Raw genomic sequence first — 20,108 nt, 5'->3', positions numbered from 1 at the left:
CGGCACCGGACCCGCTCCCTGAGCCGCCTGATCTGCTCGGGCGGGGGAGGGGGTGTCCCACCGGTGCGGGCGTGCCGCGTGCGGCAGGCCGCCCCCCGGCCCCCCCGGCCCCCCGGCCGGCCCTCGGCCGCCCCCCGGCCGCCCCCCGGGCGGGTCCCCGGGCGGTCCCCGGGCGGGTCCCCGGGCGGTCCCCGGCCCCCCCCGGGCGGGTCCCCGGCCGCCCCCCGGGCGGGTCCCCGGGAGGGTCCCGGGGCGGGTCCCCGGGAGGGTCCCCGGCCGTCCCCGGGGCGGCGGCCCCTCCGGGGGGTCTGGGGTGTGGAGTGGTGGCGTGCCGGGGCGCGGCCGGGGGCATGCCGGGTGTGCCGGGGGCTCACGTTTCTTCGGAAGTCGCCCCCCCCCCAGGGGGGTCACCCTTTCGGGTGTACTGCTGGTGCGGCTCTTGTCGGGGGTGCGGGCGGCGTGGGTCACTTGGGGGAGCGAACCGGCGGGCTGCCCATCCCGGACCGGACACAGCGGCACCGGCGGTTGTGCCGGCCTTTCCCGGCGTTTCTGCCCTGTCCGGCGGCGGACCCGCACCGCGTCGGAGTCTGCTCCGGTGAACGAGGACTGCCGCTTCTGCCTGCAACACCCCTCTCCTTGCGGTGGGGGTGTCGTCGGGGCGTTTCGCTTCAGCCAGGAGCCCTGTTTTCCCTCTTTGTTGAGGAGCGTCAGCATGCCCATGTCCTCCGGCCGAGGGCCGACCGGCACCACCGCCGTGACCCTGACCGCAGCGAACCTGGCCGACACCACGGCGGTGCGGTTCGCCGGCACGTCTGCGGCCGTCCTTCGCCGGGTTCTGGTGACCGGTCCGGGCGCGGTTGCTCCCCCGGGAGCCGGGGCCGTCGAGGTGACGGTGACCGCCCCCCGAGGCGTCAGCACTGCGGTGCCGTTGTTCCTGCTCACCGGCGCGAACGGGGCCGGCACCGGCCGCCGCGTCTGCGGGGGTGCTCCGGCGCCGTGTGCGGTGGCCGGGTCCGCCGCCCTGTCGGTGGTGGACCCGCCCGGCGCCGCCGGCGCGGGGGGAGTGGCGGTCACCGATCCGGCCGGCACCGCGACGGTGCAGGACGCCTTCACCTGCGTGACCGCCCCGGGCATCTAACCGCCCGGCACCACCCCCGGCACCACCCCCGGCACCACCCGGCACCACCCGGCACCACCCCCGGCACTACCCCCGGCACCGCTCCGGCACCGTTTCGGTTCCGGCTGTCCGGGGTCCGGCGGTGGCGGCCCGGCGTGTCCGGTCCCCCCTGGGCCCGGGCCCGGCCGGGTGGAGGGCCGGCGTGCCTCTCGCCCTCCCCCCTGTTCCGGCCGCGCGGGTGCGGGCGTTCGCCCCGTGCCCATCCGGCCGGCCCCTTTGACAACAGCCCGCACTCCGGACGGTGTTGGCGACTGACGGGGGCCGGCACCGCTCAGCAGTCACAGGAGTCCTCATGCCGCCCGTCCTCAGCACGGTCAGTCCGTCACAAGGTCCCACGACCGGTGGCTTCTCCCTCACCCTCACCGGCGGCGGCCTGATCGGCACCACTGTGGTGCGTTTCGGCAGCACGCCCGCGGTCTCCCACGTCGTCCATTCCGCGACGCAGCTGACGGCGGTGGTTCCGCCCGGCAGTGCCGGCACCGTGCAGGTGACGGTCACCGGCCCGAGCGGCACCAGCAACCCGGTGCCTTTCACCTACACCGCCGCCGCGCTGCCCGTGGTGTCGACGGTCACACCCGCGGCGGGCCCGGCGCCGGGCGGGACTGCTGTCACGGTCACGGGCACCGGTTTCACCGGCGCCACCGCGGTCCGTTTCGCCGGAGCCCCGGCGGCCTCGTTCACCGTCCATTCGTCCACCACCCTCACCGCGGTGACCCCGGCCGGGGTACCGGGTGCGGCCGCGGTGACGGTCACCACCCCCGCGGGCAGCAGCACCGCCACCGGCGGGGCGTACTTCTTCTACGCCGCTCCTCCCCTCCTGGAGGGCATCAGCCCGCCCGCCGGACCCACCGGCGGCGGCACGGCCGTGACCCTGACGGGCAGCAGTCTGCTCAATGCCGACGCCGTACGGTTCGCCACCACCGGCGCGCCGTCCTTCACGGTCCACTCCGCCACCCGGATCACGGCCGTCGCGCCGCCGGGGCCGGCGGGCGTGGTGCCGGTGACCGTGTCCACACCGGGCGGGACGAGCAACGCCTCGGCGTTCGCCTATGTCCCCGCTCCGCTGCTGACCGGCCTGGAACCCGCTCACGGCCCCACGTCCGCCGGTACGGTGATCACACTGACCGGAAGCGGACTGGCCGCCGCGTCGGCGGTCGCCTTCGACGGCACGCCGGTGAGTTTCACGACCGTCTCGGACACGCAGATCGCCGCGATCGCTCCGGCCGGCCCCGCCGGGCCGACCACGGTGACGGTCACCACCCCCGGGGGAACCAGCGACGGCCGCACCTACACCCGCCTGCCCGCCCCCTCGGTCTGACGCACCGCCGCCGTGCCTGGCGGCCCCGAGGGGAAGCCCCCCGGGACGGGACCGGCTGCCCCGCCCCCCCCGGGGGGGGGAGGGGGGAGAGCGGGGCCGCGCCCACCCGGCACGCTTCCCCCCGGGCCCCTGACCGGCTGCTGCGGCAGCCGAAGGACAGCCCCCGGCCCCCGGTGTACAGGGGCATGGAGGGGATGCGCGGACGCACCGCCCGCCCGGCATCCCCGGCGGACCTCGCAGCGAGACACTGACGGGGACAGCGCACCCCCCACCCGCCCCCCGTCCGGCCCCGTCCGGTGACCGGCTCGACGGCATGGCACCGCCGAAGGTGCGTCAACGTTCCGGCACGGCCGGCCGGTCACGACGGGTGTCGAGGCACAGGCCCCGGCGGCTGTGGCATTACGCCTGCCCGGTCCCATCCGGCGGTGAAGGGGCCACCCGTGGGAGCAACCCACACGCCCTCGCCCCCCGGCCCGGCCACACCGCAACGGCCCGAGTACGGCAAGAGCTTGGCACGGGCCCACCGGGCGGGCCGGTCGGGCCGGGAAAGCAGCACCCCGGGGGACAGCACCGGCCGCAGTGCTCCGCCCCGGCCCGCCCCTCTGCGCGCCGGGCCTGTTCCCGCGCCGGCCGCCCCTGCGCACCGGATTGTGCGGTCCCACCAGGCGATGGCCGCGCCGCCGGTGTCCCTCACGGTCCTCGTCTCCCGCCCCCGGCGTGGCGTGCCGGCCCTGTTCGTCCCGGGCCGCCCCCTCCACCCGGCCCCCTGAGGAGGCGCCCAGGCGCGCCGGCCCACGCGCCGTCCAGGCGCCGCCCCTACGCGCCGGCCCAACGTGCCGCCCCGACGCGCCGGCCTACGCACCTGCCCAACGTGCCGCCCCCACGAGCGCCTGCCCAACGTGCCGCACCAACGTGCCGCACCAACGTGCCGGCCCCCACGCGGGCCTGCCCCCACGCGTCGCCCCATGCGCCGGTCCCAACGCGGGCCGCTCAACGCGCCGGCCCCCACGCGCCTGCCCAACGTGCCGCCCAGGTGTGCCGGCCCCGCGTGCCGGCCCCGCGTGCCGGCCCCGCGCGCCGGCCCGGCAGACGCCGGCACCCCCGCGCGAGGGTTCAGCCCGGTGGCGCATGGCGTCACCCGCTCGGCGGGCCGGATGCCTGTCCCGGCTCGTCGGCGCGGCGAAAGCCCTGTTGACTCGACGGCATGCCTGACCGCACCAGAAGGCACAAGGGGGGGACGCGGCCGGGCGGCTGCCACATCCGCGCCGGGCGGACGTGACGGACCACGGCCGTCCGGCCGCCGTGCCACAGGCCGGTCACCGGCCGGGCCGCCCCGGGCCGTGGCCGGCGCACACACCAAGGAGTCTCGATGTCCTCTGCCCTGTCCGAAGCGGTCATCGCCGGTGCCGACGGCGCCGCCCTGGCCTCCCTTGCCGTGCCGGACGCCTTCCCCGCGGCCGTCGTGCGGGAAGCCGACCAGCACATGTTCCGCGACGTGGCGGACAAGGACGTGCGCAAGTCCCTGCTCGTCGACCAGGTGCCGATGCCGGAACTGGCACCCGACGAAGCGCTGATCGCGGTGATGGCGAGCGCCATCAACTACAACACCGTGTGGACGGCCATGTTCGAGCCGTTGCCGACCTTCCAGTTCCTGAAACAGATGGCGAAGGCAGGCGGCTGGCAGGCACGCCACGACCTGCCCTACCACATCGTCGGCTCCGACGCCTCCGGCGTCATCGTCCGCACCGGCTCCTCGGTACGCAACTGGAAGGTGGGCGACCACATCGTCGTCTCTCCCGCCTACGTCGACGAACAGGACCCCGACACCCACCGCGACGGCATGCTCGGCGAAGGACAGAAGGCCTGGGGCTTCGAGACCAACTTCGGCGGGCTGGCCCACTACGCGGTGGTGCGCGCCAGCCAGCTGATGCCCAAACCGGCGGCCCTGACCTGGGAAGAGGCAGCCGCCAACCCCCTGTGCGCCAGCACCGCATACCGCATGCTGGTCAGCGAACGCGGCGCCCGCATGAAGCAGGGCGACATCGTGCTCATCTGGGGGGCGACCGGCGGCCTGGGCTCCTACGCCGTCCAACTCGTCCTCAACGGCGGCGGGATCCCCGTCGGCGTGGTCAACTCCCAGGCCAAAGCCGACGTGCTCACCTCCCTGGGCTGTAAGGCCGTCATCAACCGCGAAACGCTGCAGGACGGTGACCCCACGCTCCTGGAGCGCCCCGACGGCTGGAAGAAGATGGGCAAGAAGATCCGGGCCCTGGTGGGGGAGGACCCCCACATCGTGTTCGAGCACGTCGGCCGGAAGACGTTCGCGGCGTCCGTCTTCCTGGCGCGCCGGGGCGGCACCGTCATCACCTGCGGGTCCAGCACCGGCTACGAGCACGTCTACGACAACCGCTATCTGTGGATGCGCCTGAAGCGGATCATCGGAAGCCACGGCGCCAACCTGCACGAGCAGTGCGAGGCCAACCGGCTCTTCGCACGGGGGCACCTGGTGCCGGCCCTGTCGAAGACCTACACCCTCGACGACGTGGGCGCGGCGGCCCGCAGCGTCCAGACCAACCAGCACATCGGCAAGGTGGGGGTGCTGTGCCTGGCGCCCCGCCCCGGTCTGGGCGTGAGCGACCCGCAGGCCCGCGAGCGCATCGGTGAACAGCGCCTGACGGCCTTCCGCGAGTGAGTGAGGGCCCCGCCCCTTTTCGCCACCCCCCCTCGCGCGGCGCCCGGCGGGCCGTCACCGGCCAGTGTCCCGCCGCCCGCCCGCCCGCCGCCCGCCGGCCCGCGGGCGGCCGGGTGCAGAAGGGAAGCCCCCCTCCCCGGCACCGGGGGGCGAGGGTGACGTTGCGCGGCCCGCCCCGCCCCGCCCCGCCCCGCCCCGGCCCGTCCCGTCCCGTCCCGCCGTCCGCCGCCCGTGCCCCGGCCGCCGTCCGCCGCTGGCGCCCCGGCCGCCGGCCCGCGGGCGGCCGGGTGCAGAAGGGAAGCCCCCCTCCCCGGCACGGGGGCGAGGATGACGTCGCCCGGCCCGCCCGGCGCAACGTCATCCGGTGACTTCGTCCAGGAGGCGGCAGGCCCGGGCGGCGCCGTTCTCCGCCCGCAGGACGGCGCCGAGCCGGCGGGCCGTCTGAGCGGTGCCGGAACTGGCGGTGAGTGCCGTCAGGCGGGCCGTGAGGCCGGCGACGGTGAGCTGGGCTGCGGGCAGGGGAGCCGGGCCCGCCCCCAGACGGTGCACGCGCCCGGCCCAGAAGATCTGGTCACCGAAGAACGGACACACCAGGGACGGCACCCCGGCCCGCAGGGCCGAGGCCGTGGTGCCCGCACCTCCGTGGTGGACCACCGCCGCCATCCGCGGGAACAGCCAGTCATGGGGGACGTCGTCGACCACCAGCATGTCGTCCTCGCTGGTGGCGGGATCACCGGCGAGCACCCCGCGCAGCCGGGCACGGCGCAGAGCCGTCCGCACGAGCTGGTCCGTCGCCTCACAGCGGGCGCTGCTCATGCTGCCGAACCCCACATACACGGGCGCGGGACCGTCCTGCAGGAACGAACGCAGCCGCGGGGGCGGTTCGAACCAGGGCTGCTCGTAGTGCCAGAAGCCGGTCACGTGCACCCGGGGCCCCCAGTCGGCCGGGGGCGGGACCACGGCGGGGCTGAACGCACACAGCACGGGGGCCCGCCGGGCCGCGGCCAGGACAGCCCTCGCCGGCAGCGCGGGCAGCCCGAGGCTCTCCCGCCGCCAGGCGTTGACGCAGCCGCCGACGGCCAGCCACGTTCCCGCATCGACGAGGTGATAGCTCAGACGGTTGCCCAAGGGCCCCAGAAACCGTGCGCCGGGCGTGAACGGGTGCGGGAACCCTCCGGTGGGCTGGCTCGGCTGGAAGTGCACGACCACATGGGGGATGCGCAGGTACTGGCTCAGATGGACGCCGAGGAAACCGAAGGAGGGAGCCAGGACCACATCGCAGCCTTCCCCCGCAGCACGTGTCTGCTCCAGCACCTGCTGCAGCCTGGGCCGCAGCACCCGGCGCATCCCCCGGATGAACGACACCGGGTTGCCCTGGCCGGCCAGCAGCTCCTGGCCCTCCGCCGACGCGACGATGCCGGCCGGGTCGGCCGCCAGCGGCCGAAAGTCCATACCCGCCGCCGTGACCAGGTCACGGTAGCGGGTACTGGCCAGCAGGCGCACCGTGTCGCCCCGGCCGGCCAGCAGACGGCCCAGGGACAAAAACGGCTGGACATCGCCCCGGGACCCCCCGGCGAACATCAGCACCGTCCGGCCCATGCCCCTGTGTCTCCCTGTGTGTTTCCCTGCGGACCCCGTCCGCCCCGCCCCCCCCGCGAACCAGCGCCCCCCCTTTTTTGGAGGTCACCGGCGGCCGCGCTGCCCCAGCACCTTCGTCACCGTGGGCCAGACACGGTGCAGTTCACGCTGCCAGTAGGGCCAGGAATGCGTCCCCGGATCGTAGTGATGGCTCGTCACCTCCACGCCCGCCCTGCGCAGCGACGAGGCGAACGCCCTGACCGATTTCGGCAGCGCCGCCTCCGCCACCGTGCTGACGACCACGACATCGAGGTCCCGGCCCAGATCGCTGGGCCCGGGAGTCCCGCTGCCGACCGACAGATGAACGCGCGTACCGCGGAAGGCCCGCACCATCGCGGCCGGATTGTGGGCCTGCCAGTTGGCGCGGTCCGTGACCGGATCCCCCCACACGTCCTTGATGTCGATGCCGTCCCGGTCGGAGCCCAGGGCCAGACTCAGACGCACCGCCGGGTCGTCGAGGTCGACATAGGAACTCATGGCCGCCACATACCTGAACATCCCCTGATGGCGCGCCGCGTAGTTCAGCGCGCCGAACCCGCCCATGGACAGACCCATCACCGCACGGGAGGAACTGGCCCGGTAGGTGCTCTCCATGAGCCGCACGAGTTCACCGGTGTGGAAGGTCTCCCAGCGGGGCGTGCCCGTGCGCCAGTCGCTGTAGTAGCCGGCCTTCCCCCCGTCCGGCATCACGATCAGGAAATCGGCTGTCTCGGCCAGGCGCTCGATGTCCGTCTCACGGGTCCAGGACGTGTAGTCGTCATCGCCACCGTGCAGCATGTACAGCACCGGGAAGGTGGCCTTCTTGTCCGTGTGCCACCGCCGGGGAAGGATGACCCGCACCGGCACGGAGGTGCCCACCGCCGGCGAATGGACCGTCAGGTCCCGGGTGCGTGCGTCGATCGTCCGGACCGAGGTGATGCGCGCCGGGCCGTCACCGGCCCGGCCGGCGCCGTGCGCACCGCCGGCGGGAACCGCGGCAGAGGCATCCAGCAGCACCAGCACCATCACCATCACGGCCAGGAGGCATCTCCTGCCGCGCCGGGCGACCGCGCCGCGCGGGCAGGCAGTGGGGGGCATGGTCATGAAAGACTCCTTGAGGAAAAAAAGGGCCCAGGACACGGCAGTCGGGGCAGGCCGGCCCGCCGGCGGCGCCCGGGCAGGGGCCACCCGGCCCCCGGCCGCACCGGCAGCCGCCCCGCCCGCCGCGGCGGGCCCACGAGGCGGGCGTGCCCGGCCGGACCGGGCCCGTGCCCCGCCCGGCACCCGGCCGCCGCCCTCACCCGTCCGCCTCCTTGAGAGCCCGCGCGAGATGCGCGGCGATGGTGGCCACGTGCGGCGGGTCGATGAGCGAGAGGTGATCGCCTTCGACCGGCACGACCTCGAGCCGCCCGCACAACGGCGCCCAGCCCAGATCGGCTTCCGAGCGCAGGTAGCGCGGGTCGAGCGCCGTCGTCAGAGCCTGTGCCTGCTGCGCCCGGTAGAGCACCACGGGGCCGTCGTAGGGGCGGGGGACGTAGCGCTCGCCGACCCGGGCGTCGATGTAGGAGGTGCGCTGATGCTCCATGATGCCGGGGCTCATGTCCAGACCTGCCCGGGCCACCAGACGCATCACCACATCGATCTGCTCATCGTCGTCGGTGGCGGCGAGTTCCTCGTAGGGCAGATCGAGGCGGTGCCCGTAGGTCTGCTCGATGTAGTCGGCGAACCTGCCGAACCGCTCGAGCAGCATCTGCGCGGAGTCCATGCGCTCCAGCGCGGCCGGCAGGATGGTGTCGATGAGCCCCACGAAGCCGACGCTCTGGCCGCACTCGGTGAGCTGGCGGGCCGTCTCGTAGGCCAGGCACCCGCCGAAGGACCAGCCCAGCAGCCGGTAGGGCCCCTCCGGCTGCAGCGCGCGGATGCGTTCGAGGTACTGCGCGGCCTTCTCCTCCATCGTCTTCGCCGTCTCCAGCCGCTCCAGGCCGTACACCGGCTGCCCGGCCGGCAGCAGCCGGGTCAGCGGCAGGTAGACCGACGTGGGGCCGCCGGCGGGATGGAAGACGAACAGGGGCAGAGCGGCACCGGCCGCGGGCGGGCGCAGCACGTTGACGACCGACGTGCCTGCGGGCTGGACGGCCGGACGGATCAGCTCGGCGATCGCATCGAGTCGGCGATGGCGCAGCACGGCCCGGGCGGTGAGATCCACCGGTGCACCGCCCAGACGCTCCCGGACCGCCTCCACGAGCGCCTGCGCCGCCCGCAGGTCGCCGCCGTCGGCTGCGAAGTCGGCCCGCACGTCGGCGGGCGGACGTCCCAGCACATCGGCCCAGACCCCCGCCACCAGACGTTCAGCGGCATCCCGGGGCTGGATCGAGCGGGGCAGGCCAGGAGCCTCGTGCCGCTGCGGTGCCGGCGCGGTGACCGTGCCGGCCCCCGCCGGCGAGGTGCCCTGCCCGCTCAGCCCCAGCCGGTCGAGGACCGCATCGCCGACCTGGCGCAGGGTCGCGCCGCGCAGCATGAGGTCCGCGGCCAGGTCGACGCCGAAGTCCTGACGGGCGGCGTTGCGGATGCGCACAGCCATCAGCGAGTCCAGGCCCAGTTCGGTCAGCGCCACCGTCTCCCGCAGCTCACCCGCTGGGAAACCCATGATGGCCGCGGTGCGTTTGACCAGACGCGCATACACCGCGTCCGCCGCATCGCCCTGCAGGCCGGCGATCGCCGCCGGACCGGCCCAGTCGTCCGTGAAACCGGTGGCCTCGCGCAGGCTGTCCGCGAAGTAGGCGAGGTCCGCCACGCCCGGGAAGGCCTCCACGATGCGCTGGGCGTCGAAGTGCAGCACGCCGACGTGCAGCAGCTGATGAGCGATCAGCGTCTGCAGCGCATCCAGTCCCTCCTGCGTGCTGAGGGGCTCCAGGACCAGGGACGGGGTGCCGGCCGGTGCCGCCCCCACCCCGCTCCACGGGCCCCACGCCGGGGAGACGGCGGGCAGGCCCCGCGCGCGGCGGCGGTGCGCGATGGCGTCCAGCCAGGCGTTGGCAGCCGCGTAGACGGCCTGCCCGGGCGAGCCCAGCAGCGCGGCGGCGGAGCTGTAGGTCACCCACCAGTCGAGGTCGTGCCCCACGGCGGCGTGCTGAAGACGCAGGGCGCCGAGGACCTTGGGCCGCAGCACGATGTCGATGTCGCCGTCGTCGAGGTCGGTGATCAGACGGTCGTGCAGCACTCCGGCGCAGTGCGCGATACCGCGCAGCAGGCGGCCCTCGGCGCACGCGGCCCGCACCATACGGGCCGCCACCTCCGGCTCGGCGATGTCTCCTTGCACCACGGTGACCAGGGTGCCGCCGGCACGCAGCCGTTCCAGCACCGCCTGCGCCTGCTCGCCCGGGGGCCGGCGGCCGTTGAGCACCAGGTGTCCGGCGCCCTGCGCCGCCAGGCGGCAGGCCGTCGCCAGGCCGAGGCCGGTCAGACCGCCGGTGACGAGGTAGGAGCCGTCCGGGCGGGCCAGGGGCGTCGGATACGGCTGGGCCGTCCACTCGGCCCGGCCCAGACGGGCGACGAGACGGCTGCCGGCCCGCCAGGCGACCTCGTCGTCGCCACCGTCACCGAGCACTTCCTGCAGGAGGAAACCCGCCGCATCGGGATGGTCGTCGAGGTCGACCAGGCAGGCCCGCAGAGCCGGCTGTTCCAGGGCGAGCACCCGGACCAGACCGCGCAGACAGGCCAGCTGAGGCTCACCGGCCTCCGCCGGTGACGTGGCCCGGGCCCCCCGGGTGACCAGCCACAGCCGGGGCATGGGCCCGTCACCGGCGCCCAGGACCAGCAGCCGTACGGTGCGCAGGACCGCCTTCAGCGCAGCGGTGTCCTCGCCGGACTCCGCCCGGTTCAGCAGCAGCACCACGGCGCCGGCCGCGCCGGCCGCGCCGGCCGCGGCGCCCTGCCAGCTCTCCAGCACCGCAGGCACCTCAGCCGGCCGCAAGGACCCGCCGCTCACCTCCACGCCCTTCGCCTCGAACGCCGCCCGCACCCCCGTGCCCACGTCGCTGTCACCGGCCGCGCACGGATGGGTGAGCAGCAGCACACGCTCCAGCGGACGCGGCAGCGGCACGGGACACTTGTGCCACTGGATGTCGTAGGCCAACGCCTCCACCGGCCGCGGCACCTCATGCCGCTCGGTGGCTCTCACCTCCACGCCCTGCGCCGCGGCTGCCACCCCCCGGCCGCCGGCCACGACGTCCCAGCGCCGGCCACCGCCGCCGCTCTCGCGGTCCCGGCCACCGGGGAAGCAGGCGATGTCGTAGTCGCCGTCCTCCACCGTGAAACCCTTAAGGCGCAGGCAGTCCACGCTCACCGGCACGCCTTCCCCCCGGGCGGGCAGCCCGTCGCCGGCCGCGGCCGCCGGCGCCTGAAGCACCGCGGCCACCAGTTCCTCCAGCACCCGCTGCCGCGCGCCGGCCTCCGAGCCGGCCGGCCGCCACCGGCTGACCACGGCGGACGGCGGCACCTGGGGCATCTGCTCGCCGGCGCCCTGCGCCGACGCGGGCACCCGCGCCGACACACACCGCAGCCAACCGCCGTCCCCACCACGGGAATGGAGACTGACCCTCACCTCCGCCCCGGCCGGCTCCCACACCACGGTGACCGGCGTGCGGCGGGACAACGGCAGCCAGTGGTGCACCCGCACGTCCCGCAGGCACACCTCCTCCAGCCCGCCGCCGCGCGCCTCCTGAACCGCGGCCGCCATCAGGGCCACCCCCGCGGGCAGATCCAGAACCGGCCGGTCATGCGGGAACCGCCGGCGCGCCGGCCCGCCGTCCGTACCGGCGTCCGTCTGCCACAGCACCGCCCCGGTGCGCGGGTCGTCACTGCGCAGCCCCAGCAGATGGTGCGAACCGGTCGCCGCGTCCGGGCCGCGCCGGCTGAACCAGTAGCGCTCATGCCGCCAGGGCGGGCTGGGCAGCGCGCACCGCGCGGCCTTCGGCCACAGCAGGTCCTGATCGATGCTGACGCCCGCCAGGTGACAACGGACCACAGCCGCCCGCAGAGCGACCGCTTCGTCCTCGTTCTTGTGCAGCACGGGCACGACCACTGCCTGCGGCGAGCCCGCTTCCTGCAGGGTCTCCGCCAGCGGAACACCGGCGATCGAATGGGGCGCCACCTCCACGAACGCGGCGTGTCCGTCGTCCGCGGCGGCCGTCACCGCCTGCTCGAAACGCACACCACGGCGCGCATTGGCACACCAGTACTCGGCGTCTGCCGAAACCTCGGCCCGGGGGTCGTCCAGGACGGTGCTGTACCAGCGGATCTGCGCGGGCCGCGGCCGGATGCCGGCCAACGCCTGGCGCAGCGGGGGCAGGACGGGCTCGACCGCTGATGAATGCCCGGCTCCGCCGACGTCCAGCAGCCTGGCGAACCTGCCCTGTGCGGTCAGGTCGTCGACCAGGCCCCGCACCGCCCGGGCCGGGCCGGCCACGGTGCACCGCCGGGGGGAGGAGTGAACGGCGACCTCGACACCGTCGAAACGCCCCAGGACGTCGGCGCGTTCCGTGCGAGGCAGTTCGACAGCGGCCATCGCACCCGCCTGCTCGGCGTCCACGGCGGACAGCTCCCTCGAGCGGCGCACCATGACGTGCAACCCGTCGGCGGCATCGAGGGCCCCGGCGACCACGGCGGCGCCGACCTCTCCCATCGAGTGGCCGATGACGGCGGCCGGCCGCAGCCCGTAGCCGCGCAGGGTCGCGGCCAGGGCGACCTGCATGCCGAACAGCAGCGGCTGGGCGTGGCGGACACCGGTGACGGGCTCGGAGCGGGTGAGCAACTGGCGCAGCGAGGTGCCCAGCTGGGCGACGTAGAGCGGATCCAGTTCGCCCACGGCCGCAGCGAACACCGCATCGTCCTCGAGCAGACGGCGTCCCATGCCGTGCCACTGGGAACCGTATCCGGAGAAGACGAAGACCGCCCCGCGCCGCCCGGCGCCCGCCGGCGGGGGCCCGGCGTCCGCCCCGACCAGGCCGGGGCCCTCTTCACCACGGGCCAGGGCGGCGAGCCGGCCGACCGCATCCTGACGGCTGCGGGCGACGACAGCAGCGCAGTGCGCACCCCTGCGGTACCGGGCGAGGGTGTGCGCGACCTCACCCAGCGCCGGTTGTTCGTCGTCCGCGAGCCACCGGGCGAGGCTGGTGGCGACGTCACCGATGCGTTCGGCGGAGCGGGCGGACACCACGAGCACGTGCGGCGCGGTGGCCGCACCGCCTGCGTGTTCAGCGGTGGCGCGGGGCGCCTGCTCGACGACGACGTGCGCGTTGGTGCCCCCGAAGCCGAAGGCCGACACCCCGGCCCGCGCGGGTCTGTCCGGCCCGGCCGGCCACGCCGTGGGTGCGGTGACCACACGCAGGTTCAGACCGGAGAAGTCGATGTGCGGATTCGGGGTGCGGAAATGAAGACTCGCCGGAATCCGGCCGTGGTGCAGCGCGAGCACCGTCTTGATGAGGCCGGTGATGCCCGCCGCGCCTTCCAGGTGACCGAGGTTGCTCTTGACCGAACCGATCAGCAGCGGGTGGCCGGTCTGCCGGCCGCCCCCCACCACGGCCCCCAGGGACTGCGCCTCCATGGGATCGCCCAGAAGGGTGCCGGTGCCGTGCGTCTCGACATAGTCGATCCCGCTGCCCTCCACGCCGGCGTCGGCCAGCGCGCTGTGCAGCAGCGCCTCCTGGGCGGCCGGGTTGGGGGCCATCAGACCTGCCGAGCGGCCGTCGGAGTTGACGGCGCTGCCCCGGACGACGGCCAGGATCCGGTCACCGTCGCGCTGGGCGTCGGCCAGCCGTTTCAGGACCACGACCCCGCACCCCTCACCCCGGGTGATGCCGTCGGCCGCCGCGTCGAACGGCTTGCAGCGCCCGTCCGCGGCCAGCGCCCCGGCCTGCTCGAAGGACGCAGTGACGGTGGGGGAGAGCAGCACGTTCACGCCCGCCGCGAGGGCCACGTCGCACTCGCCGCTGCGCAGGCTCCGGCAGGCCTGATGCACGGCCACCAGGGACGAGGAGCAGGCCGTGTCGATGGTCAGGCTGGGACCACGCAGGTCCAGCAGATAGGACAGACGGTTCGCGGTGATGCTTCCCGCGGCGCCGGTGCTGGTCCACGGGGTCAGCCGCGCCGGGTCCGAGGTGGTCAGGTGCCCGTACTCAAGAGAACTGAGACCGACGAAGACACCGGTGTTGCTGCCCTGAAGAACAGGGGCGGGCACTCCGGCATGGTCCAGCGCCTCACAGCCCACCTCCAGCAGCAGACGCTGCTGAGGATCCATGACCTCCGCCTCGCGCGGCGTGATACCGAAATAGTCCGCGTCGAAGGCCTCGATGTCATCGAGGAAGGCCCCCCGGCGCGTGGTGCGCTCCAGCAGCGACGCGGCCGCCGTCGCGGTGAAGTCGCGCCAGCGCCGGTCCGGGACCTGACCGACAAGGTCACTGCCTGCGATCAGGTGCTTCCAGAAACCGCCGGGCCCCTCGACACCGCCCGGAAGGCGGCACCCCAGGCCGATCACGGCCACCGCCCGGGTGTCACCGGCCGCAGCGCCGGCATCCGGCGCCGGGCCGGGCACGTCGTCGCCGGCCCCCGACACCGACGGCCGGCCGGCGGCCAGCGCCTGCACCAGCCGTTCGACCGTGGGGTGTTCCCACAGCAGGGTGGCCGGCAGCGCCCTGCCCAGAACCTCTTCCAGACGCCCCGCCAACGCCACCGCATCCCGCGACGTCAGACCGTACTCCGCCAACGGCCGGTCATCATCAAGATCGGCAGCCGGAATGCCGCAGGTGTCGACGACGAGCCGGCGCACCACTGCCGCCAGGTCGACCACCTCGGCCGGCTCCCGCTCCGGCACCGCGCCCGACGCCTCGCCCGGTTCACCGTGCCGGCCCGCGTGCCCCGTCATGCGTCGAGCATCCTCTGCTGACCGAGCGCACCGGCCTCCCACCTGCCCGCCAGGTACTGCTCACGGCACGCACTGCGCGCCACCTTGCCGCTGGTGGTGTGCGGGACGGTGTCCGGAGGCGCCAGAACGAAGTCGTACACGGACACGCCGTGCCCCGTGGCGAGAGCCGCACGGACCGCCCGCGTCACCTCCTCGACGAGCTCGGGACCCGTATCGGCGCCGCGGCTGTGCTCCGCCACGACGACCAGAACCTCCTGGTCGCCGGACGTCACCGCGAACGCCGCGACATGATGGGCACGGATGACCGGATGCGCCTGACCGACCGTCTCCTCGATGTCATGCGGATAGTGATTGGTCCCGTCGATGATCACCAGGTCCTTCAGACGCCCGGTGACGTAGAGCTGCTTGTCGTGACACACCCCCAAGTCACCGGTGCGCAGCCACCCCCCACTGGTGCCGCCCTCCTGCAGCACCGCCCGGAAGACGTCGTCGCTGTGCTCCGGCCGGCCCCAGTAACCGCCCCCCACATTGGGGCCGCGCAGCCAGATCTCACCCACATGACCCTCCGGCCGGGGCCGGCAGGTCGCCGGGTCGACCACGACGATCTCCTGGTCGACCGGGCGGCCGCAGGCCACGAGTTCCGCCACCTGCCGCTGCTCCGACTTCTCCACCACCCGCGCCCGGCCCCGCCCGAGCTCCTCACGGTCGAAGCAGGTGACCACCGGCTCCTCCTGCGCGGGAGAAGCACACACGAACACGGTCGCCTCCGCCAGCCCGTACGAGGGACGCATGGTGGTCCGCATCATGCCGGCGCCGGCGAAGGCCTCCTGGAACCGCTCGAGCGTGCCCGGCTTGATGGGCTCGCTGCCATTGACCATCGCGGTGACCGACCCCAGCGACAGCCGCCCCCGCTCCTCGGCCGGAACGCGCCGGACACAGTAGTCGTAGGCGAAGTTCGGCGCCGCCGTCAGAGCGCCGGCATGCCGGCTGAGCAGCCGCAGCCAGCGCACCGGCTGCTGGACGAAGGCCAGCGGGTCCATCAGGACGGACGGAAGATGACCCACCACGGGCAGCGCCACCGCCAGCACCAGCCCCATGTCGTGGTACAGAGGCAGCCACCCCACCGTGCAGTTGCGGCCCGCGTGCAGGTCGTAGGCCTCCATCGCCTGACGGGCATTGGCACACACGTTGGCGTGCGTGATCTCCACACCCGTCGGGATACGCGTGGACCCCGACGTGTACTGCAGATACGCCAGATCCTCCGCCTGCGGCATGGGCAGCTCGGGCAGCGGGAACTGCGCAGCCACCTGGCGCAGTTCCCGCTCGGTGACGACGCGGCAGCCCGCCCCCGTCCCGCGGCCGGCGCAGAACTCCGCAAAGGACCGACGCTGCCCGTCCGTGGTGAACGCGAACCGGGGCGCCGCATCCTGCAGCACCGCCGCCAGCTTGTGCTCGTGCCCGGGCAACGACGGGGGAAACAGCGGCACCGCGACAGCGCCGGCACACGCGGCCGCGAGGAAACCGACCACGTAGTCCAGGCCCTGCGGGGCGACGACAGCGACCCTCTCACCCGCCGCACCCGACTGCCGCAGCCCGACGGCAGCAGTGCGGACCCGGCTCTCCAGCGCCTTCCAGGTCAGTTCGGTGACGACCCCGTCGATGTCCCGGCTGTAATCAACAAAAGTGAAAGCAGTGCTCCCGGGAGTGGCAGCACAATTGCGGGCGAGGTGGTGGCTGAGTGTGTTCGTCGATGATGATGGCACTTGAGTCACCAGACCTTCGCTATGACGGATTGAAGCCGGTCCACCGCAACGAGCCTTCGACACGCCGGTGCGTCAACCACGGACGGGCGATCGGCGCATATCGCCGCACGTCATCAAGGTCCGGGACGTTGCAGCGCGAGAACAGCGAAGCACGAAGCCGTCGTATGTCTCCACTGACACGCCGCACAGCCAGTCCCGCGGATTGTGCTGCACAACCACTAAGTTGCCCGGACACGCACGACGCGTTTCCTGCTGCACATGACGGGAGAGTGTCACCATCAGGCCACTGGACACCTGCCATCACACGGCCTGGACCGGCCCCCCGCGGTGGCGGCAATGAAGCGAACCCGCATCATCGGCATGACCGGAGCCGTCCTCCTCTCCTCATTCCTCACCGCCCTCGACGGCACCGTCGTGAATGTCGCTCTCCCCGAAATGGGCAGAGAACTCGCACTCAACGAAACAGAAATGAAATGGGTGGCAGCCGTCTACCCGCTCGCCCTCGCCGGCGTCCTGCTCCTGGGCGGACACCTGGCGGACACACGCGGCCGACGCTGGACCCTGCTGACGGGACTGGCAGCCTTCACGGCGTCCTCCGCGTGCTGCGCCCTGTCCGCCACCGCGACGATGCTGATCTCCTCCCGCGGCATGCAGGGCATCGGGGCCGCTCTCATCCTGCCCGCCTCACTGGCCATCCTCTCCCACGACCTGCCGCCCCGGGCCCGCACGGCAGGCTTCGGAGCCATGATGGCCATCCTCGCCTCCGCACTGGCCCTCGGCCCCGTGGTCTCGGGCGTGGTGACGCAGTACTCGGGCTGGCGGTGGCTGTTCCTGATCAACCTCCCCCTCGGCCTGGCCGCCCTCGCCGTCGCCGCCGTGACCCTCGGGCGCCCGCCACGCAAGCCGGCCGGCGCACCCGCACTCGCCGCCGTCCCCCTGCGCCTGATCGCGTGGGCGTGCCTCACCTGCGCGGCCGTCGTCTACTGCCTCATCGAAGGCCCGGCCCACGGCTTCACCACACCCCCCCTCATCATCGCCGGATGCCTCACCGTGACCGGACTGACCGTCACCTGCCTGACGGCCGCAAACCACCGCGACACCGCTGTGCGGCCGCTGTTCCGCAAGAAGGCCTTCACCGGCGGGCTCATCACCCAACTGCTGTGGGGTCTGGGAGTGAGCGGCGTGTACTTCTACACCTCCTTGTTCCTGCAGAACGGACTGCGTCTTCAGCCCACGACCGCCGGCCTGGCCTTCACCCCGGTGGCCTCGGCACTCCTGCTGACCGCCCTGTTCGTGGGCCCCGCGACCAGGCGCTGGGGCGACCACCGCGTCGCGGCGGCAGGCCTGGCCCTGGTGGCCGCAGGACTGCTGCTGGTCGCACTGGGCAGCAGGCACGCCACCCTGGTCCACCTGCTGCCGGGACTGTCGGCCGTCGGCGTGGGCTCCGCCCTGGCCCTGCCGCTGACCACCCGGGCCCTGGAAGCATCGCCCGGCCACCTGTCCGGCTTCGCCTCCGGCCTCTTCTCCGCCACCCGCGAACTGTCGGGCGTGTTCGGCATCGCCCTGGTCGGCACGGCCGTCACCTCCGTGCAGCGCGCCCAACTCGCCGCCCACACACCCCCGGCAGCCGCCTTCCTCGCCGGCTACCAGAGCGGGCTGTACATCGCCGCCGCACTGGTGGCGGCCGCCGCCCCGGTCGCCGTGTGGGCCCTGCGACACCCCGCACAGGACGGCACACAGCCCTCCCGCCCCGCACCGGCCCCCACCCGCAAACACATCTGACACCCCCCCGCACCCCGCAAGGTGCGGAATACCTTTCCGGCCGCCGCCGCGCCGCGGCGGAAAAGAGCCCGGCCCGATGCCGGCGACACCCCGAAAAAAAAGGGGAAGGCACGGGCTGCACCGAGCGAGTGACACACAGTCCGCACCCCGGCGCGCACCGCATCAGGAAATACACCTGAATGGCATGGTCGGTGCCCGGCACACGGCACACGGCACACCGGATCCGGCCGGTGAAGACACGCCGTCCGCGAAAGGGCAGGTGCTCGCGAACAATGAAGTCACACCCCAGAACCAGCCTGTCCGCTTTCCCGGTCCAGTGCCCGCCGTCCACCGACCAGCCCGCCCCGGAAGAACAAAGCTGCACCGCCCGCCGTCCCGGCGAGGCGACAGCCTGGATGCTGTTCACCATGGCCCTCGACTCGATGACACCGAAAACTCCCCACCCGCCGCACACAGCCCACAACCCGGCACTCCACGACAGGCCATGACAGGCACAAAGGAGAAATGCAGAGCTCCTTTCAGCGCGGCATCCCGGCAAGGACCGGCCGTTCGTCACCCCTCGGCCACCTAGGAGTCCACGGCCCCGGGCGCGGCGCGCCCAAGCTGCATGCGACGTGGCGGCGCACGCAGGGAGGCAGCACGGCCCGGATACGCACCGGCCGGCGGCTGCCGCCCCCTTCCGGCACGGCTGCCCTGCTTGGAGCACCCGGGGGAGTGGGGGAGAGGGTGTGACGTCCCTTCTCGCGGCCTCCAGGGCTGCCGCAGGTTCGGTCAGGGCCGGACGGTGTGCGTGTCGGTGCCGCTGGAACCGGCGAAGCCGGCGCTGCCGGGGTAGGCGGCGACGACGGGGTGGGTGCCGACGCTCAGCGGGGAGCTGACGAGGGTGGCGCGGCCGTTGACGAGCGGTGAGCTGACGGGGGAGTGGTGGCCGATGGTGAAGGTGACGGTGCCGGTGGGGGTGCCCGCGCCGGGGGCGGCGGGGGCGACGGTGGCGGTGAAGGTGACCGGCTGCCCCGGAGCCGACGGGTCGGGGGAGGAGAGGACGGTGGTGGTCGTCAGGGCCCGGCCCACGGTGTGCGGGCGGGTGCCGTTGGAGCCGGTGAAGTCGGTGTCGCCGCTGTAGGTGGCGGTGACGGTGTAGGGGCTGGGGGTCCGGCTGGTGTAGGGGCGGGTGACGGTGGCGGTGCCGCCTGCCAGGGTGGCGGTGGCGGGGCTGGTGCCGTCGCCGAAGGTGAAGGTGACGGTGCCGGTGGGGGTGCCCGCTGCCGGGGCGCCGGGGGCGACGGTGGCGGTGAAGGTGACCGGCTGGCCGACCACCGACGCACTCGGGGCCGTGGCCACGGTCGTGGTGGTCGGGGCCCGGCCCACGGTGTGGGTGTCCGTCCCGCTGGAGCCGGTGAATGCCGTGCTCCCTTCGTAGGTGGCGGTGACGGTGTAGGGGCTGGCGGTCCGGCTGGTGTAGGGGCGGGTGACGGTCGCGGTGCCGCCTGCCAGGGTGGCGGTGGCGGGGCTGGTGCCGTCACCGAAGGTGAAGGTGACGGTGCCGGTGGGGGTGCCCGCGCCGGGGGCGGCGGGTGCCACGGTCGCGGTGAAGGTGACCGGCTGCCCCGGAACCGACGGGTCGGGGGAGGAGAGGACGGTGGTGGTCGTCAGGGCCCGGCCCACGGTGTGCGGGCGGGTGCCGTTGGAGCCGGTGAAGTCGGTGTCGCCGCTGTAGGTGGCGGTGACGGTGTAGGGGCTGGGGGTCCGGCTGGTGTAGGGGCGGGTGACGGTGGCGGTGCCGCCTGCCAGGGTGGCGGTGGCGGGGCTGGTGCCGTCACCGAAGTCGAAGGTGACGC

The 20,108-nt window shown here is 73.9% G+C and carries 9 protein-coding genes; 4 read left to right on the top strand and 5 right to left on the bottom strand.

Going from position 1 to position 20,108, the window contains the following annotated elements; all coding sequences use genetic code 11:
• Positions 1-712 precede the first annotated feature (712 nt).
• The 3 genes from ACIRPP_RS30235 to ccrA all read left to right on the top strand — a co-directional run bounded on the left by ACIRPP_RS30235 (position 713) and on the right by ccrA (position 5,187).
• A complete protein-coding gene (locus ACIRPP_RS30235; protein WP_403649402.1) occupies positions 713-1,138 on the top strand; it encodes a hypothetical protein in 426 nt (141 codons plus the stop codon).
• Positions 1,139-1,469: 331 nt separating this feature from the next.
• A complete protein-coding gene (locus ACIRPP_RS30230) occupies positions 1,470-2,495 on the top strand; it encodes an IPT/TIG domain-containing protein (RefSeq protein ID WP_403649399.1) in 1,026 nt (341 codons plus the stop codon).
• A gap of 1,369 nt (positions 2,496-3,864) precedes the next feature.
• On the top strand, positions 3,865-5,187 hold the full coding sequence (gene ccrA, locus ACIRPP_RS30225; RefSeq protein ID WP_403649396.1) for a crotonyl-CoA carboxylase/reductase: 1,323 nt from the start codon (positions 3,865-3,867) through the stop codon (positions 5,185-5,187).
• A 357-nt stretch (positions 5,188-5,544) separates the two neighbouring features.
• Here ccrA and ACIRPP_RS30220 read toward each other — a convergent pair whose 3' ends face one another.
• From ACIRPP_RS30220 to ACIRPP_RS30205, 4 genes are all read right to left on the bottom strand, one after another.
• Positions 5,545-6,786 (bottom strand): glycosyltransferase, encoded by a 1,242-nt coding sequence (locus tag ACIRPP_RS30220; protein ID WP_403649393.1) that lies wholly within the window; start codon positions 6,784-6,786, stop codon positions 5,545-5,547.
• A gap of 84 nt (positions 6,787-6,870) precedes the next feature.
• Complete coding sequence (locus ACIRPP_RS30215; RefSeq protein ID WP_403649390.1) at positions 6,871-7,908, bottom strand: alpha/beta hydrolase; 1,038 nt, start codon at positions 7,906-7,908, stop codon at positions 6,871-6,873.
• 193 nt (positions 7,909-8,101) lie between these two features.
• Positions 8,102-14,725, bottom strand: a complete 6,624-nt coding sequence (locus ACIRPP_RS30210) for an SDR family NAD(P)-dependent oxidoreductase (protein ID WP_403649387.1) — start codon at positions 14,723-14,725, stop codon at positions 8,102-8,104.
• Complete coding sequence (locus ACIRPP_RS30205; RefSeq protein WP_403649384.1) at positions 14,722-16,488, bottom strand: fatty acyl-AMP ligase; 1,767 nt, start codon at positions 16,486-16,488, stop codon at positions 14,722-14,724. Before ACIRPP_RS30205 ends, ACIRPP_RS30210 begins: the two co-directional genes overlap by 4 nt.
• Before the next feature lie 336 nt (positions 16,489-16,824).
• Between ACIRPP_RS30205 and ACIRPP_RS30200 the strand changes: the two genes are divergently transcribed.
• Complete coding sequence (locus ACIRPP_RS30200; protein ID WP_403649381.1) at positions 16,825-18,270, top strand: MFS transporter; 1,446 nt, start codon at positions 16,825-16,827, stop codon at positions 18,268-18,270.
• A 771-nt stretch (positions 18,271-19,041) separates the two neighbouring features.
• Here ACIRPP_RS30200 and ACIRPP_RS30195 read toward each other — a convergent pair.
• Positions 19,042-20,108: Ig-like domain-containing protein (locus tag ACIRPP_RS30195; RefSeq protein WP_403649377.1), on the bottom strand; the 1,067-nt coding region annotated here is incomplete at its 5' end.

It is taken from the genome of Streptomyces sp. NPDC101219, from assembly GCF_044767675.1.
Classification (GTDB): Bacteria; Actinomycetota; Actinomycetes; order Streptomycetales; family Streptomycetaceae; genus Streptomyces.
Note: the sequence above shows the minus strand (reverse complement) of the source record. Positions and strands in the feature narration are given on the sequence as shown.

Excerpts from the sequence above, each read along its gene's own strand:
- ACIRPP_RS30230 (WP_403649399.1), top strand. The coding sequence starts at position 1,470 with ATGCCGCCCGTCCTCAGCACGGTCAGTCCGTCACAAGGTCCCACGACC.
- ACIRPP_RS30215 (WP_403649390.1), bottom strand. The coding sequence starts at position 7,908 with ATGACCATGCCCCCCACTGCCTGCCCGCGCGGCGCGGTCGCCCGGCGC.
- ccrA (WP_403649396.1), top strand. The coding sequence starts at position 3,865 with ATGTCCTCTGCCCTGTCCGAAGCGGTCATCGCCGGTGCCGACGGCGCC.
- ACIRPP_RS30200 (WP_403649381.1), top strand. The coding sequence starts at position 16,825 with ATGAAGCGAACCCGCATCATCGGCATGACCGGAGCCGTCCTCCTCTCC.
- ACIRPP_RS30220 (WP_403649393.1), bottom strand. The coding sequence starts at position 6,786 with ATGGGCCGGACGGTGCTGATGTTCGCCGGGGGGTCCCGGGGCGATGTC.
- ACIRPP_RS30235 (WP_403649402.1), top strand. The coding sequence starts at position 713 with ATGCCCATGTCCTCCGGCCGAGGGCCGACCGGCACCACCGCCGTGACC.
- ACIRPP_RS30210 (WP_403649387.1), bottom strand. The coding sequence starts at position 14,725 with ATGACGGGGCACGCGGGCCGGCACGGTGAACCGGGCGAGGCGTCGGGC.